Origin of the sequence: Stieleria marina (assembly GCA_007741555.1) — a bacterium.
In the GTDB taxonomy this organism is placed as follows: domain Bacteria; phylum Planctomycetota; class Planctomycetia; order Pirellulales; family Pirellulaceae; genus K23-9.
The window spans coordinates 745,872-770,415 of the sequence record CP036526.1 but is presented as its reverse complement, the minus strand read 5'-3'; the positions used below and the strand labels follow the sequence as shown (position 1 = coordinate 770,415).

General features: G+C 55.3%; 18 protein-coding genes. 11 read left to right on the top strand and 7 right to left on the bottom strand.

What is annotated here, in order from left to right; translation table 11 throughout:
• Positions 1 to 63: 63 nt before the first annotated feature.
• Together K239x_RS02805 and K239x_RS02800 are read right to left on the bottom strand one after the other, a co-directional pair.
• Positions 64 to 1,566: a polysaccharide biosynthesis/export family protein gene (locus tag K239x_RS02805; protein WP_419189595.1), complete on the bottom strand. Its 1,503-nt coding sequence runs from the start codon at positions 1,564 to 1,566 to the stop codon at positions 64 to 66.
• Between the two features lie 139 nt (positions 1,567 to 1,705).
• The gene (locus K239x_RS02800; protein WP_145416155.1) at positions 1,706 to 3,460 is read right to left on the bottom strand and encodes a tetratricopeptide repeat protein; all 1,755 of its coding nucleotides are present in this window, start codon (positions 3,458 to 3,460) and stop codon (positions 1,706 to 1,708) included.
• A 657-nt stretch (positions 3,461 to 4,117) separates the two neighbouring features.
• Between K239x_RS02800 and hemB the strand changes: the two genes are divergently transcribed.
• Together hemB and K239x_RS02790 are read left to right on the top strand one after the other, a co-directional pair.
• A complete protein-coding gene (gene hemB / locus K239x_RS02795) occupies positions 4,118 to 5,125 on the top strand; it encodes a porphobilinogen synthase (RefSeq protein WP_419189594.1) in 1,008 nt (335 codons plus the stop codon).
• A 145-nt stretch (positions 5,126 to 5,270) separates the two neighbouring features.
• Positions 5,271 to 5,957 (top strand): class I SAM-dependent methyltransferase, encoded by a 687-nt coding sequence (locus tag K239x_RS02790; protein ID WP_145416154.1) that lies wholly within the window; start codon positions 5,271 to 5,273, stop codon positions 5,955 to 5,957.
• Positions 5,958 to 5,968: 11 nt separating this feature from the next.
• Here the strand turns inward: K239x_RS02790 and K239x_RS02785 are convergent, their stop codons facing one another.
• Together K239x_RS02785 and K239x_RS02780 are read right to left on the bottom strand one after the other, a co-directional pair.
• Positions 5,969 to 7,027 carry an NAD-dependent epimerase/dehydratase family protein gene (locus tag K239x_RS02785; RefSeq protein ID WP_145416153.1) on the bottom strand — a complete coding sequence of 353 codons (1,059 nt, stop codon included), beginning with the start codon at positions 7,025 to 7,027 and terminating at the stop codon, positions 5,969 to 5,971.
• A gap of 254 nt (positions 7,028 to 7,281) precedes the next feature.
• Entirely contained in the window at positions 7,282 to 10,737 is a 3,456-nt protein-coding gene (locus K239x_RS02780) for a protein kinase domain-containing protein (protein ID WP_145416152.1), read from the bottom strand.
• Positions 10,738 to 11,127: 390 nt separating this feature from the next.
• On the opposite strand from K239x_RS02780, the gene glgA reads away from it, so the two are divergent.
• The 3 genes from glgA (at position 11,128) to K239x_RS02765 (ending at position 16,825) form a co-directional block, all read left to right on the top strand.
• Positions 11,128 to 12,624 (top strand): glycogen synthase GlgA, encoded by a 1,497-nt coding sequence (gene glgA / locus K239x_RS02775; RefSeq protein WP_145416151.1) that lies wholly within the window; start codon positions 11,128 to 11,130, stop codon positions 12,622 to 12,624.
• A 285-nt stretch (positions 12,625 to 12,909) separates the two neighbouring features.
• Positions 12,910 to 14,160: a galactose-1-phosphate uridylyltransferase gene (locus K239x_RS02770; protein WP_145416150.1), complete on the top strand. Its 1,251-nt coding sequence runs from the start codon at positions 12,910 to 12,912 to the stop codon at positions 14,158 to 14,160.
• 499 nt (positions 14,161 to 14,659) lie between these two features.
• A complete protein-coding gene (locus tag K239x_RS02765; protein WP_145416149.1) occupies positions 14,660 to 16,825 on the top strand; it encodes an alpha-amylase/4-alpha-glucanotransferase domain-containing protein in 2,166 nt (721 codons plus the stop codon).
• A gap of 143 nt (positions 16,826 to 16,968) precedes the next feature.
• Here the strand turns inward: K239x_RS02765 and K239x_RS02760 are convergent, their stop codons facing one another.
• Positions 16,969 to 17,694, bottom strand: coding sequence for a two-component system sensor histidine kinase NtrB (locus tag K239x_RS02760; protein ID WP_145416148.1), 726 nt, complete (start codon positions 17,692 to 17,694; stop codon positions 16,969 to 16,971).
• Positions 17,695 to 17,965: 271 nt separating this feature from the next.
• On the opposite strand from K239x_RS02760, the gene K239x_RS02755 reads away from it, so the two are divergent.
• From K239x_RS02755 to K239x_RS02745, 3 genes are all read left to right on the top strand, one after another.
• The gene (locus tag K239x_RS02755) at positions 17,966 to 18,586 is read left to right on the top strand and encodes a hypothetical protein (RefSeq protein ID WP_145416147.1); all 621 of its coding nucleotides are present in this window, start codon (positions 17,966 to 17,968) and stop codon (positions 18,584 to 18,586) included.
• Positions 18,586 to 19,173 carry a hypothetical protein gene (locus K239x_RS02750; protein ID WP_145416146.1) on the top strand — a complete coding sequence of 196 codons (588 nt, stop codon included), beginning with the start codon at positions 18,586 to 18,588 and terminating at the stop codon, positions 19,171 to 19,173. The genes K239x_RS02755 and K239x_RS02750 overlap by 1 nt, the downstream gene beginning before the upstream one ends.
• Positions 19,174 to 19,261: 88 nt before the next feature.
• On the top strand, positions 19,262 to 20,527 hold the full coding sequence (locus K239x_RS02745) for an LL-diaminopimelate aminotransferase (RefSeq protein ID WP_145416145.1): 1,266 nt from the start codon (positions 19,262 to 19,264) through the stop codon (positions 20,525 to 20,527).
• A gap of 165 nt (positions 20,528 to 20,692) precedes the next feature.
• On the opposite strand, the gene rpsT is transcribed toward K239x_RS02745, so the two are convergent.
• Complete coding sequence (gene rpsT, locus K239x_RS02740) at positions 20,693 to 20,965, bottom strand: 30S ribosomal protein S20 (RefSeq protein WP_145416144.1); 273 nt, start codon at positions 20,963 to 20,965, stop codon at positions 20,693 to 20,695.
• 243 nt (positions 20,966 to 21,208) lie between these two features.
• Between rpsT and cobA the strand changes: the two genes are divergently transcribed.
• The 3 genes from cobA (at position 21,209) to mobA (ending at position 23,678) form a co-directional block, all read left to right on the top strand.
• Entirely contained in the window at positions 21,209 to 22,723 is a 1,515-nt protein-coding gene (gene cobA, locus K239x_RS02735) for a uroporphyrinogen-III C-methyltransferase (RefSeq protein ID WP_145416143.1), read from the top strand.
• A 68-nt stretch (positions 22,724 to 22,791) separates the two neighbouring features.
• The gene (locus tag K239x_RS02730; protein ID WP_419189593.1) at positions 22,792 to 23,106 is read left to right on the top strand and encodes a carboxymuconolactone decarboxylase family protein; all 315 of its coding nucleotides are present in this window, start codon (positions 22,792 to 22,794) and stop codon (positions 23,104 to 23,106) included.
• Complete coding sequence (gene mobA / locus K239x_RS02725; RefSeq protein WP_145416142.1) at positions 23,103 to 23,678, top strand: molybdenum cofactor guanylyltransferase; 576 nt, start codon at positions 23,103 to 23,105, stop codon at positions 23,676 to 23,678. Before K239x_RS02730 ends, mobA begins: the two co-directional genes overlap by 4 nt.
• A gap of 26 nt (positions 23,679 to 23,704) precedes the next feature.
• Here the strand turns inward: mobA and K239x_RS02720 are convergent, their stop codons facing one another.
• The gene (locus K239x_RS02720; protein ID WP_145416141.1) at positions 23,705 to 24,469 is read right to left on the bottom strand and encodes a cupredoxin domain-containing protein; all 765 of its coding nucleotides are present in this window, start codon (positions 24,467 to 24,469) and stop codon (positions 23,705 to 23,707) included.
• Positions 24,470 to 24,544 lie beyond the last annotated feature (75 nt).

Below are 24,544 nucleotides of genomic sequence, written 5' to 3'. Positions count from 1 at the left end.
CAAGAGAACCCGAAAGTTCTTCTTGCCGATGCCTCAAACAACAGTGGTTTTTTGACTTCGCAGTTAGTTAAAACTATCGCCGAAGTTGTACGAAGCACTCAACGGAATGATCCCGTAGATGCCTTCGGTAAAGACTTGCTGGACAAAGTTGTTGAACAACTCGATCGGTGCTTCCGGCAAAATGATCACGTCACCGTCACGCAACCAAATCTCGTCTTTCGGATGGGCGGTGCGGCCCAGAACGGCTCCTCGCAAATCCATCAACGTCGACACTAACTCCCAGTCGTCCCCGCGGCGGAAGATCACGACTTGTCGCAAATTGGCTCCGACGGTCTGACCGCCCGCCATCGCCATCGCACCTAGCACGGTGGTTGGCGTATCCATGTTGTAGCGGCCCGGCTGACGGACTTCACCCAAGACAAAGAAGTAGTGCGGCGCTTGGCTTTGCAGCGATGGTTCGACTTCAAGCCCGCCGACGACATCGTCGTATCGCAGGTTGATCTCTTCCTTCAGCTCATCCATCGTCAAGCCTTGAGCTAAGACGCTGCCAATTCTTGGCAGACGGATTTCGCCTTCCGGTGTGATTGTTTGCGTGATCGATTGTGGATCAAATCCGCCGGCACCACTGATCGCTTCCCGAACCTGCCGAGCTGCCGTTCCCGTATTGATCGGTGTGACGTCGATGGAGGGCTTGGGGTAAAACTCTTTGTAGAGTTCCTCCAGCAGATCACGAAGCTGCCCGACCGATTGCCCCGCTGCATGAACTTGACCAATCAGACGCAGTGAAATAGTTCCGTCGGGTTGAATTTTTAGTCCACGCTCCATGGTGCCACGCTGCAGGTCTTCATCTGCCACCGATTCGATCATCACTTCATCACCGACAACCAAACGGTACGCACCCGCCATCTTCATGGGAGCAACTAAGTACGTCAGTTGAATGGTGTCGCCTGTTCGCAAGCGATACTCTGGTAGACGATGAGTCCGAGCGGGGCCTGCGTAGTCACCGGGACCGTGCATTTGGAAGGGAGCGTTGTGCGGACACTGCCAGCATTCGCAATCCTTGTCCGTGCAGGGGCCGATTCCGTTGGCGATTCCGAAACCGCCGATCATGCCTGCGTTGCGTCCTGTTCGATCCACACAGTTTGCACAGAAGTGACCGTTGCCTTGCGACACGATGCGATGCTGCACGGTAGTCGATACCGGCTGAGGACGCAGAGCCGACGTTTCGGGCAACGGCCGAAACGTTCGGCGTGGTTGACTGGATTCGCGTTGACTATCTTTGCGGCGGGTGTTGTCGTCCTTTAACACAGAGTCCTCCGTCTTGGAGCCATTGTCCCTCGCGTCGACATCTCTGGCATCGTCGACTCGATCCGAAAGCGATGGCTCGTCTTCTTCGAAACGAGCGGGCGGTGCTTCTTGAATATGTGGTGCTTTCTGAACCAGAGGCTTGGGCAACTCTTCGACCGAATCGCCATTCGTGATTTGTGCACTGGCCGGTAAAGAAAATGCCAAGCAACCAATCGCGGACAGACAGAGCACTGCCCAAACACGTTTGTTCTTATTCATGAATACGATCATTGGTCTCTCGCAATCCTTTTTGGAAACACAACTCAATACTGGACGTCGACGCATAAAGCGTTTCATCCTCGGCACAGCATCATCCCAACATCGCCAGAGCCTGCTGTGGGCCTGCGAGCGTTTTCGACTAACGACTTTTCTTTGGCATCATCCACGAACGCAGCAACCCGAACTTCTTTGTCTTCGTACTGACCGGTTTCGCTTCGACCGGTTGGCTGACCGCCGGCGAAGCTGGTTTGTCGGACGTCGCATTTCTTGCGATCGAATTAGTCGGCTTATACAGAGCCGCAAATGCTTCCTGATCAATCTTCCGAACAGGAATTTGTTTATTCAGGCTGGGATTTTTCAAGGCGACCTGGCACCTCTGCACCGTGCCAGCATCTTGGAGATGACTCGCAACTGTCAGCAAGGTTTCGTACCCGCGACGGCTTGGCTGCAATTCGACACTTCGCGACAGAATCTCAACCGACTCCTGCAACAAACCTTCGTTCATCATCGTCGTGCCCAATTCCAACCAAGCACGACTGTTGGCCGGATCGACTTCGACCGCGGCTTGTTGCAATGACAACGCGACGGCGCCACCGCGGGGGTCCGAAGGATCTGCAATCGTGGCCTCGATTCGTCCCAGGAGAACCAGAGCATCGCTGGCTAAGCCAATCGATGCAGTGGCTTTGACAATTTCTTCGCGAGCAATTGCCAAGTAAGATTCCGTGGCTCGCATCGCCGACACATGGCTCAGATCACGTCCTTTCAACACCGATGTCCGGTGCGCGACAACTAACCGCTGCAGGACGCGTTGATCGACGGTGCCAAACTTGCCGCTGAAGTCTTCCGATTCGCGGATCGCTGTCAGCGCGGTGTCTAAATGCTGTGCATTTCGATTGTCTCCCTGCCGCACGTCCTGCAACGCGACCAGATTTTGAAGTGCACCAATGGCCAGTTGTTTTGCTCCGTGGGTGGCACCACGCCGAAGCCTTCCTTGGGCGTCCTGCAATTGCACCGCTGCAATCTCGCCCAGCTTGCTGGCGTGAATCGTCTTCCCGCTCATTGTGCCACCGCCAGGAACATCGGCGTGGCGAGCATCCTGCTTACGCCGACTGACGGTTTTTGCTGCGGATTGGCTGCGAGGAGACTTCGTTGGCGAGTAACGTCTTTCTGGCAACTGGCTCGTGGTGTTCTTGCCGAGTAGTCCAAAACCTTGTTCGCTGGCGATCGACCTCAACGCATGCGACTTAAGGCGATCGAAGGAGAGTTCCTGCAAAGCAACGTTGTCAGACGACTGACGGTGGTTGCCTGCTGAAATTCCTCGTTCAACTGACTCCGGTTTAGTCGTGAGCGACTCGGGCATCGTGAACGCTAGGGAGCTAGTTTTGCGATCGCCAGACTGCTGGTCACTTAACCTCAAGCTCCTTGGCGATGCGTTCTCTGATGGTGGCGGCAGCAGAGGCAATTCGTAGGCGGGTACCGACGGGGGATCCGTTTTATCGAAAATCGTCCGTGCAGGAATATCGCCGTAGCTAAGAGTGCTCGACAGTTCGCGATGTGCAAACGCCGAGATGTCCTCAGCAGCGTCAATCGTGATTGGCTTCAGCCGATTCGCTCCCTGCGATGACATGCTGATGGGAGCCGGGGCGGGCAGAGTTTCGGGCTGCACTTTGTTCGACGACGTGGGCTCCGATGAGGTGTGCTCCGACAACGTGGGCTCAGACGCCCAACCTTCTGCGAGCAGTCCACGTAGATTCTGCGTCAGTTCTTGTGGATCATCCGCCCGACACCATGAACCGGCAGGCGCGATTAAGGAACAATTGATTGCTGCAAATAGAGCAAGCCGACGCAAGGATCTGGCTTTGATCCCTCGCTGCTTGAAACGTAACTCATCCATGAGACATTTCGCTTTCGTGTGTTTGACTTACGAGCGCCGAAGGGTCACATCCTTATGACCGGCTCCTCGCGTCAGTCAACTCATCGTCTTGGCGTTAGTGCGTCGCTGACGGAATCCTAGCAACTGTGATGACGTTGCAGCACAATGCGATTTACAACCCGTAGTACTAGACGCGAAACGAACCGCTGGCATACCAGCTACAATCGCACGCTGCCTGAAAAGCCGTACAGTCCGACCACGCTTCTCACCTACCAACCCGACAAACGCTACAAGCGGAACGACTTCGATTGCCTAGTACGGGTTGTGACGAACATGCCGGCCAGAACAGCTCGATCGGGTGATGCCCCAACCAAGTGTTGCTCGGGTAATTCTGGTCATACCGATTCCATGATCATCGGATAGGTCTCACTGGAACAACCGCCAAAACTCACCCCTCAACTGAGCTCACATCGCAAATACAACGACCTGCCCCCGGCCCCAAATGGGTTGATCCGGAGCGAACTGTGCCACGAACGCCTCTCGGCAGCGGCGCGATTAAGACGTGCCAGAAAACATGCCCGCTGGATCTAGCAGGACGCCGGGGCGAGCAAGTCAATCAATTCAGCTAAGATGATGCAGCGAACAGAGAGAGTCGCGTTTTCGTTCAAGGTACCTTTGATGTTTCAGTTTGCTCGCGGGGCGTATCCCGCAACTCGAATGCGTCGTCAGCGACGCCATGACTGGTCACGACGTTTGGTTTCAGAAAACCAACTGACGGTCAATGATTTGATCTGGCCCGTTTTTGTCCACGAAGGTGAGAGTCCGCAGCTCGTCGAAAGCCTGCCGGGCGTCGAGCGATTGGATCTGGATTCGCTTCGTCGCTGCGCCGCACAGGCCTGCGAACTGGGGATTCCCGCCGTCGCCATTTTCCCCGCCACTCCTGCCAATCTTAAAACAGAAGATGCCGCAGAAGCCTACAATCCAGACAACTTGGTCTGCCGATCAGTTCAAGCCATCAAGTCCGAAGCGGGCGACCAACTGGGCGTGATTTGCGACGTTGCTCTGGATCCCTACAGCAGTCATGGTCACGACGGATTGGTTTGCGATGATTACGTCGTCAATGACGAATCCGTCGAAGTGCTTTGCAAACAGTCGGTGGTGCAAGCCAACGCGGGCTGCGACATCATTGCACCAAGCGACATGATGGATGGTCGCATCGGCGCGATCCGCTCTGCCTTGGACGCATCGGGACATCACAATGTGCAAATCATGTCATACGCGGCCAAGTATGCCAGCGCCTTTTACGGGCCCTTTCGCGACGCCGTCGGTTCGTCTGGAAATCTTGCCGGTGGCAGCAAACACACCTACCAACAGGATCCCGGCCAATCTGACGAAGCTCTGCACGAAGTCGCTTTGGATCTGCAGGAAGGTGCCGACTGTGTCATGGTCAAACCGGGAATGCCGTACTTGGACATCGTCGGCAAAGTAAAGTCGACCTTTGGTGTGCCCACGTTTGCGTATCAGGTCAGCGGCGAATACGCGATGCTGGCAGCTGCTGCTCAGGCGGGCTGGTTGGATCAAGAGCAAACGGTTCTGGAAAGCCTGCTGGCGTTTAAACGAGCCGGCGCTGACGGTATCTTGACGTACTACGCCCCACTAGCAGCGAAACTGCTCAACGCAAACTAGCGGGCAAGCTTGATTCTAAAGTCTATTCTTTTCGATGCCGGCATTTGTCGTTATCGATGCCTGCACCTGGAACGCGGCGTCGTGAATTGATCGCGACAGAGCTTTGCCCACCGCCAAATTATTCCTTCCTGAAGTTGATAGCCGGATGCCCAACCCCACCAACTTGCACGATCTGACGCAGCAGGCCAACGCCCGGCTGAAATGGATGTGGCAGACGACCAACATCGCTGGCCGGCCATTTGAACTGGCGGTTGCCGCCGATCCGGATGGAATGTTGATCGAAGCATGTGAGCGCCAAGATGCAGGAGAAGAAGGCGTGATCGATCCGTTCTGGGCAGCGACGTGGCGAGCAGCCGCCGGCCTGGATCGATACCTGGCCAACGTCGAACTAGCCGATGTCGACGTGCTGGAACTCGGCTGCGGCACCGGTCACGCGGGGATTGCCGCCGCGTTACGAGGTGCCAACGTGATCTTGACCGATGGTGTCGATGACCCGCTGCTGTTGGTTCGCATGAGTGTGGATCCGGTGCGCGAGCGGTGCACGGTACAGCGATTGCGTTTTGGTCAAGATACGATCGCGGACCGTCGATTCCCGATCATCCTGGGAAGTGACGTGACCTATCTGAGAACCCTATGGCCCGAGCTGGAAGTCTGTTGGCAACAACACCTCTCCGATGGCGGGCAAGTTTTACTAAGCGATCCTTACCGGATCATCGCCAACGAATTTCGCGAGTGGATCGCAGATCGACCGTGGAACTACACCGAGCACAAAATGGTGCTCGATGACGATCCAGAACATCCGATCCGCGTGATGCAGTTGACTTCCGCCTAGCCGGGCAGCAATCAGTTTCCAACCGATGCCTTTGATTCGGCCGACGCGATCATTTGCGTCAGAATGTCTTTCAACGAAACGCGGATGTCCCAATCGGGATAGTCACGACGCAGCTTGGCCAGATTGCTGATGTAGCAGATGTGGTCGCCTTTGCGGTTGTCGTCGCCCAATGTGAAGTTGACTTTGTGACCACTGATCTCTTCGATCATGGTGATGCACTCCAGCACGCTGGCTGCATTGTCGCGGCCACCACCAATGTTGTAGACCTCACCTGGACGCGGGTTCTTGGCGAATGCTTCAAATGCTTTGACGACGTCACTGCATTCGATTTGGTCGCGAACTTGCTTTCCTTTGTAGCCAAAGATCGTGTACGGTTTGCCGGTGACAGCAACATTCACCAAGTAGCTAAGGAAACCGTGCAGTTCCACGCCGCTGTGGCTGGCTCCGGTCAAGCATCCACCGCGGAAGATTCCCGTGTTGAGCCCAAAATAACGTCCGTACTCTTGCGCCAAGATGTCGGCAGCCGCTTTGGACGCACCAAACAACGAGTGCATTGTTTGATCGATTCGGCAGCTTTCATCGATGCCGTCATAATCTTCTTTCCGAGCGTACTCCCAACGCGTCTCCAATTCGTCCAGCGGCAATTCGTTAGGTGCGTCACCGTAAACTTTGTTGGTGCTCATATGGCAGAACGCTGCTTCGGGTGCAAACTGACGCGTGCCTTCTAGCAGGTTCAAAGTGCCGTTCGCATTGACCTCGAAGTCCAAAAATGGGATCGCAGCTGCTTTGTCGTGCGATGGTTGCGCCGCGCAGTGAACGACCACATCTGGCGGCTCGTTTTTGAAAAGATCCAGCACGGCATCACGGTCACGAATGTCGATCGAAACGGTGCGGAAGTTTTTGGTTTCTTGTTCCAAGACGCTTTGGTTCCACTTGGTACTGCCATCGGGACCGAAGAAGGTCGCACGCATGTCGTTGTCGATGCCAATGACTTCGTCGCCCAACGCATCCCAGTGCCGAACGGCCGCTGAACCAATCAACCCACTCGAACCTGTCACAATTACACGCATAACTACCAATTACCAAAACTATCGTCAGGCTTTCTGACGAGGGAATGAAATTCAACTGATCGACGAACCCACAGAGCGGAATAGAAATGCTCTGATCAAACGACCACTGCCTGGGCATCGATTGTAGTCAGCACACGGGTACGTCCAATGCTGCATCGCGATGGACACTGCGTTTCGTGTTCACCGCCCCAAAACAGGAGTGCACGGGCGATATAATCCGCGCAATGCGACTTTTTCCAACTCGCCGAACACGTCTACGGAGCGATCCGGAACTCGGTCGGCAGGTCGTATTGTCCGTCCGAAGCTTTTCGAGTGGTCACCAGAATCACTTTCTTGCCCGCTTCTTCGTGGACGACCCAGACCAAACTTTGCTTGACGTCACCGGGCCCCGTCGCGGTTTTGTCCGGGTTGGCTCCCAAAACGATGTCGGTCAACACAGTCCGAAGCGGGATGTCTTTGCGACTGAAATCGCGGATCTGTTGATTTTGTGTGATCCCCATTTTCTGCAGATCCGATCCGATGATCCGCACTTCGGGCATCGTCGATCCGCTTGGCAAAGAAGCCGAAAATTCATCCGCCACTGCATTGATGGCGAACTCCAGAGACAGTTGATCGAACGCGATCGACATTTTGCGATCCAACATCTGATCGATGGTCAACGTTTCTGATGAAGACGCCATCGATGCGGCACCCGTTTCGCCAGGCTGCGTATTCATCGCCAACAAAGTGGCTACCGATATCTGCGTCGCAGCATTCGCGGGCAAATAATTGTTAGCGACCACGATGTCGTTTTCGACTCCCAGACGTGTGTGGTCCACCAGGAAACGCATCATCTGGGGCAATCGATTCGCGAGTCTTCGCCACGATCGGTCTGGCACCACATCGACACTGAATGCATCGGCCCATGCCGGCCAAGTCTGAATTTTTGCATCCAGCTTTCGCATCAACACTGCTGAACTAATCCCGCCGCTTGGAACCGCCTTTAGCTCCGTGTAGACGACGTCACCGCTAGCCGTGGCCGACAACAGCACGCTTGCAACATCAGTGATCAGCATTTGTTTCAGTGGAGCCACTAATTCGGGCGTGGCTGTCGCCAGCATCTGGCGACCATCAGCAAAAAGAAAGTTGGGTGTCACCAACGCAACAACATGCGACTCCTGGCTGGTCGAATCCCACAGTCTCTGCATCGCCCGAGCAAGCGGAATGTCACCTCCTTCGTTTTCGGCAACTGCTTTGATTTGATCCATTGATCCGACCGCGAATCGCGTGACCATCGAATCGGGAGCCATCGCTCCTTTCTGTGAATCACCTAGATAGAAAGCGTCGCTGTCGCGTTCGTCTCCCGCGTAGATCGTTGCACCGTCGGTGGTTCGTGCGGATGAAACTTGCCAGAGATCAGCCAGCGATTTAACGGGCTTGGATTCGGTCAGTTCGACGGCCAGAGAGACTTGCGGCCAACCATCGCGCCCTGGATGCAAGGCCACCGAAAGTCGCTTGATGTCTTCCGACGGCATCCGCACTCTGTCGACAGCTTGCTTGATCAAACCGGACAGCTCCGGGGACAACGCGTTGACCAAATCACGCCCAACCGGATCCGCCATCAATGAACTCAACCGCAAGGAAATGACCGCAGCGGGTCCCGGCGGCAGCAGGGCCAGCGATGAGTGCTGACTGTCGGCGGGGTACGGCGGTGCCCAGGGAAAAGTGCCACTACTGACCAGTTGGTATCCGGCCTTGGCTTGGCCTTGCGAGTTGACGTCGGATGGAACGTTTGGCTGCGAATCGGTTGTAGCAATGTTCCGCGTCGAGGACGCAACGGGTGGGACCACGGTGGGGACCGGAGGACGGCCCCTGCTCTCTCGCGAATCGGAGCCTCCAGTGCCTCTGGCGACCAGCAAGATGAAAGTTGCCAACAACGGGATCGACAACATGCCAAGAATGAACGGCAAATTGTTTTTCTTTTTGCGGCGGCGACGTCTAGGCGGTGACGATTCTGAAGTGGGCGTGGGCGCCGCAGTAGTAATGGGAGACGCCGCAGTTTCGATCGATGGTGGCTGAACCGAAGGTGGCTGGATTGCTGCGGGCTGGTTTTCTGCGGACTGGCCTATTACGGGATGGGTTACCGTAGGCTGGACTTCAGGCGGCTGTACCACAGGCGGCTGGGCGGCGACTTTCTTTGCCGATGGCCGTTCGGATTGTTTGACGATCGGTTGCGGCGGCGTCTTGGCAGTTTTATTAGCCGCCGCGTCTACTCGGTCGGCAGCCCCTGGCTTCGGCGGAACATCGACGGGCTTTGCCGCCGGTGCTGTGACCGGAGGAGCTGCGACCGGAGGAGCTGTCTTTGCTGGTTTCTTGTCGCCTTTCGGTGGCTGCTTGACCTTGGCTGGTTCACTGGGTGGTGATGCTTTCGCAGACTTTGCCTTTTTCTTCTCAGATTTGCCTGTGGTTAGTTTTGCTGCGGGAATTGGCGGATCGGCATCGGACTGCGATGCGCTGGCCACTTTCGATGGCTTGTCGCTTGTTTTGTTCGGCGACTTCTCTTCTTTCTTTTTCTCTGGGGCTTGGCGATCAGCGGACGGATTCGCGTCGTTCGCCGTCTTACTTTTTTTCTTTGATTTTGACGGCTTGGCAGCTGGCGAAGAAAGACTCGCTTGGATCGCGGTCAGCGCGTCAGCGACTTGCTGCGCCGACGAAAAACGCGACGCAGGATTCTTGGCCATGGCATACGCGATCACTCTTAACACAGGATCACCGGCTTCGCCCTGCTCGATCGCATGATTCAATTCGGCGGGAACGTACACGGCATGCTGGGCGATTTCTGTTTCGAGCGAACTGCCAGTCGCCGCGGCAGATTGGTCCATTGGCATCCGGCCGACAAACATCCGGAACATCAGACAGCCCAAACTGTAGATATCCGTGGCAACCGTGCAGGCCTGACTGGCGTTGGCAAACTCAGGCGCGGCATATCCGCCGGGCGATTCCGTCGGGTGCAACCAGCTCAGCGCCGGATCAGCGCGCGGGACACGAGGTGGCCCGGAGGGATCACGCAGCAAAATCGGTTGACCACCCGCCATCATCCAAACTCGATCCGCGCGAACTTCGCCGTGAATCAATGATCTTGCGTGGAGCGCCGACAGCGCATTCGCGATTGCGATCGACACGGTCAGAGCTTGGGCGCGACTGACTTTCATTTTTTTGATCGTCAGATCAGCCAGCGACCTACCACTGGCCAGCGGCGTGAAGAGTTCACGATCGCTTCCGGCCACACCGTAGAGCTCAATGGGCTGCAGAGCTTCGTGGCTCACCCCCGCATGAACGGTCAACCACTGCACCACCGAATCGCTGGCCTGAGCAATGGGCAAACGCAACAAGAATCCGTTACGACCACTCCACCCGGGAAAAAAGTTGGCGTCCTGCCCCAAAATGGTTTTTACCGGCAACCAATGCCCCAATGGCATCGACGGCTGGTCGCTCGTTTGCACAAAGCCGCCAAACCGGATCGGCGTGAATGAAGCTGCCAGCAGCGAACGGGACTGGTACGCCGTAATCTGCTTGGTTTGCACAAGGTATTCGGCCAAAGTCGTTGCATCGGACGCGGGTGCGCCGTCGTGGGCTTTGCAAAAACGATCGGCAATCGACTTGCATTCCTTCGCGTCAGCGATCCCGCTGCTTACCAGTCGGGTCCAAAATTCGCTCAATGCGATCGACATTCGATAACGAAATCCGTCAGAGGTACGGGAAACTGGCAACCAACATGATGACTTTCCAGAAGCCGGCTCCAAGTTCTATCATTCTACTTCATTGTTTGGATCCAAGCACGCGCGGTTAGTGTTGCTGATGCTCCGCCGCATCGATGCTCGAATTAGCGTTTGATTTGGTCGCAAGGCTGACCTGATACGAATGATATTGCCAGGAGGTGCGAAACGCCGCCTTTACAAATCGCGTCGTGACGCAATGTGGTGGAGCATGCTCCACGTGACTAGAATCGCCGCTGAGGAAACCGAGGACTGACGCGCAACAGGGCAGCCATTCTCTTTTCCATTAATGATGGACGGCTTGTCCAAGACGGACGGTCTAAGAATATCACCAAGAGTGCTCCATTGAATATCGTTTACCTGACCAGCGAAGCCGTACCGTTTGCCAAAACGGGAGGACTCGCCGATGTCTGCGGAACTCTCCCTGCCAAAATTGCCGCTTTGGGCCATCAAGCCGTTGTGATCATGCCGGCCTTTGCGTCGATACGCAATTGCGGTGTCCCGATCGAATCAACGGACATTAGTTTTGCGATTCCGATGTCGGACAAGCAGTTGGTAGGCGCGAGACTTCTGAAAGCTGTGCTTCCCGATTCCGAAGTGCCGGTCTGGTTGATCGATCAACCCAAGTACTTTGACCGGCTGGGTTTGTACGGATCGGCTGACGGCGATTACCCCGACAACGCGCAGCGGTTTGCATTTTTCTGCCGCGCCGCGATGCAGGCCATCACACGGATGGGGTGGACCGTCGACATCGTCCACTGCAACGACTGGCAGAGCGGACTGGTGCCGGCTTTGATGAACAACGCTCGAAAACGAGAAGATGGCTTGCGGCAGTTCCCTTGGGTGCGGCACGCCAAGTCCGTGATCACGGTTCACAATCTGGCGTATCAAGGCGTCTTTCCCAAAGAAGAGTACCGTTGGACGGGCGAGGACTGGATTCATTTCAACGCGAATCAGTACGAGTATTACGATCAAGTCAACTACTTAAAAACCGCACTGATCACCGCCGATATGATCAGCACCGTGAGCCCCAAGTACGCCGAAGAGATTTGCACGCCGCATCACGGATGCGGACTCGATCAAGTTTTACTGGCCCGCAAAGGCCGTGTCTCGGGCATCATCAATGGCATCGACACGGATGTTTGGAGCCCTGCCAAAGACCCGCACTTGGCCGAAAACTATGACCGCAGCAATTGGCAATCCGGCAAGGCGGCCAACAAGCACGCGCTGCAGAAACACTTTGGCCTAGCCGTCGATCCCAACCTTCCGATGATTGGTTTGGTAGGTCGATTGGCCGAACAAAAAGGCTGGGATTTAATCCTGCCGGTACTCGAACAACACCTCGTCGAAGATCGGCCGATCCAGTGGGTTGTCCTGGGCAGCGGCGGCGTTCACTTTGAAGAAGCCTTGCAAACTCTGGCGGATCGCTACCCCGACCGCTTTGGATTGCACGTCGGATTTAGCGATACGCTGGCACATCGAATCGAAGCCGGTTCGGATCTTTTCGTGATGCCAAGCCACTACGAACCATGTGGACTGAATCAACTTTACAGTCTTCGCTATGGCACCATTCCTGTGGTCACGCCGACGGGTGGACTTGCCAACACGGTGATCGATTGCACGACCGAAAATCTGGAGAACCAATCCGCCACTGGATTCTTGTTGAAATCACCGTCGGCTGCCGGATTGGACGAAGCGATTGGCAAAGCACTGCAGCTTCGCTACCACGATTGGGAAAAATGGAAACAAATTGTTGAAACGGCAATGTCACAGGATTGGTCGTGGCGGAAGAGTGCTTGCCAATACGTCGAACTTTACGAGCGAACGCTGGCCCTTAGGTAAGTGTCACACGCAATGGTCCGATTTCGCACAGTAAATTGCGGGCTTTTTTGCAAAGTCGCCTCCTGAAAAAGCAGGAAAATTGGTTACGATCTGAGCAGACAGTTTGAAAGCGATTGATGAAGACGCTGTTAGGACGTTTGTTAGAAGAGGTTCCAAGAATCGCGAAGGAAGCCACCAAAAGCTGTGGTTCGTGCGATTCAATCTCGTCGATAACAAAGGTACTGACTCTTTAGATTGCCCAGATGCGACCAAGGTGCCGCATCCAAAAAACGAAAGCTGCGGACCATGCCGACCACCGCCGAAGCCTCTGTGAAAGCCACGAATAAGCAGGCGTCTAACATTCCGGCAGACACCGCAGTCACACGGCTAGATCCAATCACTGGCCAGTCGACGATCTTTGCTCCGCAGCGCGACGCTCGCCCCGATCAGTATCAGTCGACGGACCTGACTCAGAGCGATACCGCCATCGGCTGTCCTTTCTGTCGTGGCGCGGAATCCCAAACACCAGCTCCCGTTTGGATTGGTCGCAAAGCTGATCACGGAACGATCGATTCCGAAATGGCAGCAAAGTCGATGCCTCGCAGCGCATCGCGTGCCCAGCAAGCAGCTTTGGTGCGCCAAACGTCGCTGGCACATTCTCTGTGCATCCGTGACCCGAAAGAGCTGTCCGCAGCACAGGCAGATGACTGGTTGGTACGAGTTGTTCCTAATAAATTTCCTGCGATCATGCAGGTGGGCGACGGCCATTTTCGCGAGCCCAAAACCACTCACCCGCGCCGTTCAAAACTGTTCAGCGAGTCGCCGGTTGCCGGTGGCCACGAAGTCATCGTGGAATCCCCCAACCACGAAGAAACGATTACCGCGCTGGACACCAGTCATCTGGCATTGGTATTTGCGGCGATTCGCGACCGCATGGGCCATTGGCAAAACGTCGACGGAATCGCGTACATCAGTACGTTTAAAAACTGTGGTGGCGATGCAGGAGCTTCTTTGGCTCACAGCCATAGCCAAATGATTGCCACCGACATCATGCCCACGCACATTCGCGAAATCTTAAGTCGGACGGCAAAGTATCGCGCCAAAACGGGCTGTTGTTTGCAGTGCGATCTGATCCGTGCAGAACAGAAGGAAAAACAGCGTATTGTCGCGACAACGGATTCGCTCGTTGCGTTCTGCCCCTTTGCTAGCCCCATGCCAATGGGCGTTCGCATCGCTCCCAGAGACCACGCCGATCGTTTTGATTTGGCCAGCGACGAAATGATCGAATCGGTCGCACGACTGGTCAAACGAGTTGCTCGCTGGATCGAGAAACTAATGCCGGGCACGGCGTACAACTTCGTGATCAATACACGGCCTCCCGCGGCAACCGGTGACGCTGAATCCTTTCACTGGTCGATGGATATCTTTCCACGGCTCTCCCGAATTGCTGGTTTTGAATTCGGAAGCCAATGCATGATCAATTCGGTCATGCCGGAGATCGCAGCTGCCAACTATCGCCAGTGCTCGGCTAGCGAAGACCCACGCGGAAACCGTTGATCAGGCTCTCTGTGTGGCGATGCCCCGACTGTTAGAAGCGGAATCTTTTGTGCGTGAAATCCGCGGCCGTGAAACGCGCTGCGCAGGGTCCTGCAACCCGCTCAGTCACCGGGAAACACCCTGCCCCGCAAAACGGATGAACTCGATCCTTGATTTGGTCGATAATCCCTCTCGTGTCAATTTTCCTGACCGGGACGTTCAATTTGTCCCGTCTAGGGCATCCTGTTGGGCTTGGAAATTAGCACTGGTTATGAGGGCCACTCCGGTCGCCATGCCGACATTTTCAAGACAATCCGGTCAAAACCAGAACGCGAACCATTCGGAAGAAAAACCAACAAGCGTACAATCCGCAGCATGCTGACGTCACCGTCTGGCTGCCCCAATCCATACAGCGCGACTCGACAATCTACTCCATCGGAAAGGTTGTCTCGCGATCATTCCTTGACGATCACGTTTTGCGATCGTTCTTGTTTCACTCACGCCTGAATAATCAACGACCATGACGCCTCACGTCCACCTTTGTTTGGTCCTGCACAACCACCAACCCGTCGGCAACTTTGACGGCGTGTTCGAGCAAGCCTATCAGGACAGTTATCTGCCGTTCTTGGAAGTCTTTGAGCCTTACGAGAATCTGCAGATCTCGCTGCACACTTCGGGCCCCTTGATGATGTGGATGGCTCAGCGACATCCCGAGTACCTCGATCGCGTCCGCATGTTGGTCGAAGCCGGCCGCATCGAAATCGTCGGCGGTCCGCAGTACGAACCCATCATGACGATGCTGCCTCCGCGAGATCGCGTGGGACAAATCCAAACGTACAGCGATTGGCTGGAACGAAACCTGGGCGCCGCGCCAATGGGCATGTGGACGCCTGAGCGAGTCTGGGAATCATCCCTGACCAGCGACGTTGTCGACGCCGGAATTCAGTACACCGTGCTGGACGACTTTCACTTCAAAGCCGCCGGCCTGCAAAACGAAGAATTGACGGGCTACTTTGTCACCGAAGACAACGGTCGACTGCTGCGAATCTTTCCCGGTTCGGAGCACCTGCGTTACACAATCCCGTTTCGTCCGGCCCACGAAACCATCGACTACTGCCGCCAAATTGCCGAGCAATCTCCCGGTGCGGTGCTGACGTTTGGCGACGACGGCGAGAAGTTCGGAACTTGGCCGGACACCCAAGTCCACGTCTATCAAAATGGCTGGCTGCGGTCCTTCTTTGACGCACTGAGCGAAAATGCCGATTGGTTGAAAACTACCACGTTGGCCGAAGCGATTCGTAACACCGCGCCCGCTGGCAAAGTCTACTTGCCCGATTGCAGCTACCGCGAAATGACAGAATGGTCGCTTCCGGTTCAATCGCAGCTCACGTTCGATGACGTGACTCACGCGATGGAAGACCACCAACGTTGGAGCGACCTGAAATCATTTGTACGTGGTGGCTACTGGCGTAACTTCAAGACGAAGTACGAAGAGACCAACGAAATGTACGCGCGGATGATGCATGTCAGCCGGCGATTGGCTGAAGCCGAAGCCGCAGGCGTTGATCCGGTTGCCTTGGGCGAAATCCGTGACCATCTGTACCAAGGTCAATGCAATTGCCCTTACTGGCACGGAGCATTTGGCGGCATCTATCTGCCGCACCTACGCAATGCCGTCTTTGAGCACTTGATCACGGCCGACACGCTTTTGGATCAAGCCACAGGGACTGACAACGGAGTCATGGCAACCGCCGACGATTACAACTTTGACGGGCTGCAAGAAGTCCGCATGAGCAACAGCAAACTCTGTGCTTGGGTGGCGCCTGGTCGTGGCGGACGCATGTACGAATTGGACGTGCGTGACATTAGCCACAACCTGCTGGCTACACTTCAGCGTCGTCCCGAAAGCTATCACCAGAAAGTCCTGGCTGGTCCTTCTAGCGATGATGGGGATACGGCCGCCAGCATCCATGACCGAGTGGTGTTCAAACAAGCTGATTTGGACCAGCGACTGCACTATGACAATTACGCTCGCAAGAGTTTGATGGATCACTTCTACGACAACGATGTTTCGCTGGAACAAGTTGCCGACGGAAAGGCTGCCGAGCGAGGTGACTTTGTCGAACTGACTTTCGAGACGAAATTGCGTCGTGGTGCGGATCGTGTCCAAGTGCAAATGCGTCGTGACGGCAATGCATGGGGCATTCCAATCACGTTGACCAAAGCTGTCACGATGTTCGCCGATAGCGAGAAACTAGAAGTCACTTATCTCTTGGAAAACCTGCCTCCCAGCCAGCCACTGCACTTCGCGATCGAGTTCAACTTTGCTGGACTTCCCTCGGGTGCCAACGACCGTTATTTCACCGACGTCAACGGCAATCAACTGGGCCAGCTAGGCCAGCGAATTGATTTGCACGACACCACAGGCCTGAGCCTTTCGGACCGTTGGCTTGGAATCGATGTGGGAATGGAAATCGATCGACCTAGCAGCATCTGGGCGTTTCCAATCGAAACGGTCAGCCAAAGCGAAGCCGGGTTTGAATTGGTTCACCAAAGCGTTTCCGTTCAGCCACACTGGATCATCAATGGCGATGCGGACGGACGTTGGAGCGTGAAAATCGAACTCGACGCCAAGTGCGAACAGAAAACCGAAACGGTCAACGAAGAGCAAGTGATCCGGCTTTAGTCTGTTCGGTCCGCTGACGCTTCCCATGTGCGCCGCGGAAACCGATAACTCCGCCGTGCAGATGAACGGCATTACACTGCACTGAACTGCTCCGCGGGTAAAACTGCGGAGCACCGTTTCGGGTGAGTGGCTTAGACCGGCAATCAGCCCAACCGCTTTGGCACGGGAAATTCCAGAGTGAACTTGGTTCCGCGACCGACTTCGCTCTGCACCCCGATCCGGCCCCCGTGAGCTTCGATGATCTTTCGGGCGGTCGGCAATCCGAGCCCCGACCCACCGTCCTTGGTGCTGTAAAACGGTTCGAACATGTGCAACACCGTGTTGTCATCAACGCCTCTCCCGGTATCGATCAAATCCAATGCGACGCTTTGGCGAGTCATATAAGTTCTTGCCAAAAGCTGCCCGCCGGTTTCCATCGACTCCAAAGCGTTTTTGACTAAGTTCATCAGCGCCGCTTGCAGCGAATCACTGTGCATCAAAATCGCCGGCAGGTCCGGATCCAAGTAGCGTTCGATGTCGATGTCGCCAGCATCCGCCTGCGCTTGATAAGCTCGCAGTACAGTTTCGACTTGATCATTTAGATTGCCCGAAACAAGATCCATGTCGCGCATGCGTGCGAAACGCAGAAAATCGCGCAGTAAACCTTCCATCCGCTCGCATTGTTCGCGCACGATATCAACGCGGTCGATGGACCGGCGTGTACCGGGCGAATCAATCTCGGCCAAATCCTCGCTGAGCAATTCGATGTTCATATGAATCACCGACAGAGGATTTTTGATCTCATGTGCCAGAGACCCCGCCAACTCTGCTAGTTCTTCGTAGCGAGCCCGCAGCAAATCGATTTCAGACGTATTGTCCGCAGCAGCCATAGCACGTGCAAAAGGTGGGTAGTCGGCAGTGTGTAGGTTGAAACAGGGCGTTTCATCGCGGTTAGAATAAAGCTCACCGCCACAGAGGGAATTGTATCGCCTGGACAGCAATGCGAAACGTCCAAGAAGGCAACTGGCCGGCGTTTCGCCATTCAACGTAGACCAGCGTTACGGGCAAGCAAGCACTTCGACCGTCCACTACCTGGCCGCCATTGGCGTCCTGGGTAAATCACTGTTGAATGACCCGAGCAGAAGAAACCGACCTTCGAAAATGCCCGATCCTGATTCCACCATTTCGATCAATCCCTATGCACCATCGGGTGAGAGCCAAACCGTTGCCGCATTCCCACCGAAGACTGTCGGCCCCGCTGTCAGTGGTGGCAACATTGTTTGGATCACGATTGCGGGAACAGCATTTTCGGGAGCCGTGTTCGGCTTGGGCACTGCCCTGGTGATTTTCATGGGCAATGGCTTCAACTCATCCAAGTTCGAGCTCGACGATTTTTTGGCCATCGTTATGCTGGGCAGCCTTACGGGCTTCTTCGTGTCGGGAGTGGTAGCGTTGGTCGTCGTACCCGTTTGCTACGTGATCGGCACCCTCACCATTTTGAACGGCGTCCCATGGACAGGCCATCGTGTTCGGCGGTTTGGATCGATCGGTGGATTCATCTCTGGATTTTTGTGTGTCGCATTGCCGGGGTCGTTTGCTTTGCCGGCTCTCGCAATGGCATGTGTGCCGGGCACGGTCGGAGCCATTGGAACACGCTTGGTTGTCAACTCGCTGGCCAAGAGAATCGACCAATCTTTGGCCGCTGAAAACACGGCTTCATCAATCGAAGCGATGATGCCGCCATACGAAATTGCATCCAATCCGATTACGGGCGACATTTGATGAATGACCCCGACCGCAAACCGGTCGCAACTGCTCCGACGATCAATCCATACGCGCCAACCCATGAAGTCCTTGATCCGATGGTTTCTACCGAACCAGTGGAAATGGAAATAGTCGGAAGCGGCGAGGTGATCGGCAACGGAATCTTGGGAGTGGGTGTGTCCGGGGCCGTGGTCGGATTTTTTCTTGCCGTTGCGTCTGTGCTATGGAATTTTGGTTCGTTGAGCCCGGGCATGCTGACAACCCCAATCATAGCCGTAGTGTTCGGATTCACGCTGGGATGCGCAGTTGCCATGGCGACAGTACCGCTGGTGTACCTTGTTTTCGTCGCGATGGGGCACACGACGGCCGACTGGACCCCCGATTCGCTGACGCGTTTTGCTGCGGTTTCCGGTTTCACTTCCTGGCTCGCTGCCTCCTTGCTTCCAGCGTTAATGGCCAACGCCTTCTTCTTGATTCTGGGCGGATGCGTCGGCTTGGCCGGAGCTTTGGTGTCCGTCCGAGTCTTTCGACCGCTGAAACTGATGGTCGCAAAACGCCTGGTCGCTGAGCAATCTGCCGCAGATACGACTCATCAGCAAGCCTGAAATTTCGCTCCGCCCTTGCCTACTGATGGGCAAGCAATTTAACTTCGTAGGTCTTCGATTCGATCATTTCCACCAGTTCAGATTGCCCATGTCAACCGCTACCAAAGACAACGCTTCGGCGACCGACCCTTATTTTCAAAGTCTCTTTGCTGACCGCATCGGCGGAGCGGACTACGGCAAAGGCACCGAGATCTACAAATTTGAAAAGATCAAACGTGCCAAACGAAAGGCCCTCGCGGATCACCCCGATCGCAAACTGCTGGATTTCGGCATTGGCGAAAATGACGCCATGGCCGACGAATCGGTACGCAAAGTCATGGGCGACGAAGTCAACAAGGTCGAAAACCGTGGCTACGCTGATAACGGTGTTGCCGAATACAAAGCAGCCGCCGCACGTTTCATGCAGCGAAATTTCGGCGTCAAGTTAGATCCGGCCACGCAAATCAATCACTGCATCGGCAGCAAACCGGCCTACGCCATGTTGCCTGCCTGCTTTATCAATCCCGGCGACATCACGATGATGACCGTCCCGGGCTATCCGGTTGCCGGGACGCACACACGTTACTACGGCGGCGAAGTTTTCAAGCTTCCGTTGTTGGCTGAAAATGGTTTCTTGCCCGATTTGGATTCGATTCCCGATGATGTTTATCGCCGGACCAAATTGATGGTGCTGAACTATCCCAACTCGCCCACCGGCACGACTTGCTCGCCAGAGTTCTTTGAGAAAGTCGTTGCACTGGCCAAAGAGAAAGAGTTCGTCGTTGTGCAAGACGCCGCACACATCATGCTGACGTTTGACGGAAAACCGCGATCGTTCCTGGAAACCCCCGGAGCGATGGACGTGGGAGTCGAAGTGCATTCGATGAGCAAAGGCTACGACATGATCGGCTGGCGAATGGGATTTGTCTGCGGTCACGAGCGAATCGTGTCGGCATTTTCCGACGTCAAAGACAACAGCGACAGCGGCCAATTCATCGCCACGCAAAAAGCGGCCGCAGCGGCGCTGGACGATGATTCGATCCCGCAACGCATCAATGCCAAATACCGTCGCCGAATGGAGAAACTGGTCGCCACGCTGAAAGAATGTGGCTTCGAATGTGAGATGCCCGGCGGAACGTATTTCCTTTACACCAAGTCACCCAGCGGAACCAAGTCGGGCGAAACGTTCGCGGCTGGCGAAGACGCCACCCGTCACTTGATCGAACAGTTCGGCATCGTCACGGTACCTTGGGATGATGCCGGATCGTATTTGCGATTCAGCGTGACCTATGTCGCCGACACTGAAGCAGAAGAAGACGCCTTGATGGCCGAGACCAAACAGCGACTAGGTGACGCCGGGTTGGTCTGGGCATAACAAAGCCACTCTGAAAAAAGCACTTCGTTGTCCTGCGACGCCGTTCGCAGGACACGCCTCGCTTGGCGAGAAAGAACGTGTCTTTTTTTTCAAACGCGTTATCACTACAAAAAAAGCCACCGATCACTCGGTGGCTTTTTCTTTGATTCGTTTTGGAAAGCGACGTTACGCTTTGCCGCCTGCGTCTTTGACTACTTTGCTCAAACGGCTCTTGCTGCGAGCAGCTGCATTGCGGTGGATCAAGTTTCTTGACGCAGCGCGATCGAGCTTTTTGCAAGCGAGACGAAATTCAGCTTGAGCTTTTTCGGTATCTCCAGCGGCGGCGGCAGTACGCACGGCACGGACCTGAGAACGCATGTTGCTCTTGATCGACTTGTTGTGAACGCGAAGTTTTTCGTTTTGACGAAGGCGTTTTTTTGATGAAGCGTTGTTTGGCATTTTCGATTGCAGGACGCGGTCGAGGCGTCAAAATGGCGTCAGTTGATCGGAAACAAAGGTTTTCTTTGGGGCCGCGTATTATGGCGACCCACTCGCCGCCTGTCCAGAGTCAACTTTTCAGGCGAAAATGGGGCCACGCTTTGCCTTAAAAAGGGGTCTGACCCTGAAAATGGCAGTCCGAACCAGCTGAACATACACACCACTGGAAAGGGTCAGACACCTTAATTTCAGACCAAGTCCTCTATGCCAACCTCTGATCGAAACCACGGAATTGTCTACCTTATCGGCGCCGGCCCCGGCGATCCAGGGCTTTTGACGCTGCGAGGAGCCGAATTACTGGGCCGATCCGACGTCGTCCTCTACGACGGGCTCAGCAACGCCGATCTCCTGCGTCACGCCCCCTCCGCCAAACACATCTGCGTCGGAAAACATGGCCAGCAAAGGATCTGGCGCCAGGACGAAATAATCGCCGAAATACTTATCCACGCCCAAAATGGCCTCCGAGTGTCCCGGCTCAAAGGTGGCGACCCGGCCGTTTTTGCCCGCACAGCCGAAGAAGTCGATGCCCTTCGCCAAGCCGACGTGCCATTCGAGATCGTGCCCGGAATCACTGCAGCCCTGGCCGCTGGCTCCTACGCTGGCATCCCCGTCACCGACCGGAAGCTTGCTTCGGCCGTCGCCCTGATCACCGGCCACGAAGAACCCGGCAAAAGCGAATCGGCCCTCGACTGGGAAGCATTGGCCCGGTTTCCCGGCACGCTGGTTGTCTACATGGGCGTTACGACCGCCGAAAGCTGGACTCAGTCGTTGATCTCTGCCGGCAAATCCCCCGACACTCCCGTCGCGTTGATACGCCGTTGCAGCCACAACGATCAACAAACGATCCATTGCCGATTGGACAAAGTCGCCGACAGCCTGACTCCGGCCAGTAAATTTCGCCCGCCAGTGATCGCGATCATCGGCCCGGTAACCGAATTGGCGGAATCGATGAACTGGGCCGAGCACCGAGCGCTGTTCGGGCAAACCATCTTGGTCACGCGGCCCGCCGAACAAGCCGAAGCATTGGCCAGTCCGCTTCGTGACTTGGGTGCCCACGTTCTGTTGCAGCCCGCCATTGCGATCGGGCCACCGGACGATTGGGGTCCGGTCGATCAGGCGATTGCGGACCTGAACGCATGCGAGATATTGATTTTCTGCAGCCGCAATGGCGTTCGGTACTTCCTGGATCGAATGATGGATCGTGTCGGAGACATTCGGCATTTAAACGCACCGGATATCGCCGCGGTCGGCAGCCAAACCGCCGAGACTCTGAAAGAATATTACCTAAACGCCGACATTATGCCGGACAACTTCAGCGCCGACTCGCTTGCCAAACTCCTCGCACCGGGCGTCGAAGGGATGAAGATCACAATCGTCCGAGCCAGTCGTGGCAGTGATACGCTGGCCAGCACACTCCAATCAGCCGGCGCCGACGTCACCCAGGTCGTCGCGTACAACAATGTCGATGTCCCGCAGGCAGCCCCTAAGATCGCCGAAGCACTTAGCAACGGCCAGATCGACTGGGTCACGGTCACCAGCAGTGCAACAGCGGAAAACCTACACCGGCTCTTTGGCGATCATTTGAAAACAACCAAGCTCGCCAGCCTCAGCCCCATTACATCCCAAACGCTCACCAGCTTGGGCTACCAGATCGACGCCGAAGCCGATCCTTATACGATGAAAGCCCTGATCGAAGCCATTCAGGCCGACGCCAAGTAGCCCTGCGAAAGGTGTCACGCGGCCGACGAAATTTCTTGTTAAACGAATCCTGAAAACCACATTGCGCCATGATCCCTAAGTCCTACAAGAAGATGCACTCCGACTATCCGGAGTTGATGCAATCTTACGAATCCTTTGGACAAGCCGCACGTGAGGCCGGTCCACTGTCTGCTCGCGAAGTGGCGTTGGTCAAACTTGCCATCTCCATCGGCTCGGGCCTGGAGGGTGCCGCCCACTCGCATTGCCGCAAAGCACTGCAAGCCGGTTGTACGCCTGCAGACCTACACCACGTTGCCGTTGTCTCCGCTCCGACGATTGGTTTCCCAACGATGATGCGAGCTCGATCGTGGGTCGAAGACGTTTTACAAAAACACGAATCGTGAACACTGGCAACGTGAAAGATCGCATCCTGGGCGTTGTTCTTTGCGGCGGAAAATCATCACGAATGGGCAGCAACAAATCACTGCTACCGCACTCCGACGGCGGTCGATTCATTGATCACGCGATCGATCAGTTGCAAGCTGTCTGTGCCGAAGTTTGCATCGCCGGTGCCGCCAACGAAAAGCCAGTCGATCTCAACCACGTCTTCTTGCACGATAACGTGGCGTTTCAAGGTCCGATCACCGGCATCATCAGTGCCCTGCAGTACGCATCGGATAACAACTTCGCCGCTTGCTTGGTCACCCCCGTTGATATGCCTTGCCTAACGCACGTGCATTTGACCACGTTGAAATCCGTGTGGACAGCAAACCGGGTTCTCACCTGCGCGATCGACGAGACCAATAGGTTACAACCGCTCATTGCGTGCTATCCGATCGCGACGTTGCCCTTGCTCAAGCAACTTGCTCTTTCGGATGACCGTAGCCTGTATCGCTGGATTGCAACACAACCACATCAGACGGTATTAATACCAAGTGATGCTGCTCGCAACGTAAACGCACCGGATGATCTTTAGCCGATTGATCCGATGAGCTCCCAAACTCAAAATTGGTTCAGCGGAGTTTCTACAACACCTAGATCGTTCATCCCAGGTTTGATCGCCAATTTAAACTTGTTGGACTTCCAAGCGTCTTCTTTGTCATTGATGAAAATCTGATTCTTGAAAGTCCCTCGTTCATGCCAGGCGCGAAAAACAATTTCCTCACCCGCCGGCAATCCTTTGATTTCCAATACCCCCTCTGCATCCGACTTTGCAAAAAAGGTGTGATCAACCACCAAGACAAAAGCACTAATCCAGGGATGAATGTTGCACGCAACCGGTAACAGGGCCGGCTCCGACCTTGGGAACTTAAAATCGTTGTTTCCATTGGGAGGCAAGACGGCGCCACGGGGCGGATTATTGAACGCAGGAACATTCAAGTTGTATCCAACGGGGTCAAAGTTGCGGAAACGCATCGTATCGCCCGCTTGCAGCAAAACAATGTGCGGTTCCAAACGACCATTGCGAGCCGAAAGCCGGAACATTCTTTTTCGTGCAGGCTGCGGCGGCAGCTTTGTCCCGCGCCGCCCCGTATAGACATAAACCACCACGTTCTTAATTCCATTGGTCTTTGGATCGACGACCAAGCTCTCATCCACAGAAGTAATGTTTCCCCGAAGCGGCCGCGGCAGTGCGATTGGCATTGGGCTGGGAGCCTGCCCCCGCAACTTGAACGTGATCTTCAAGTCACCCGTTTCATTAGCCAGCGAATGATCGCCAAACGTGATCACGATCGGCAAGGCCAAGAGTAAATGGATCAACTTCATCGCTGCTGCTTCCTAACACAAGACACAGTTACCAAGTTGCCAAATTCTATCACGCGGGACTGACGCAAACCCAAA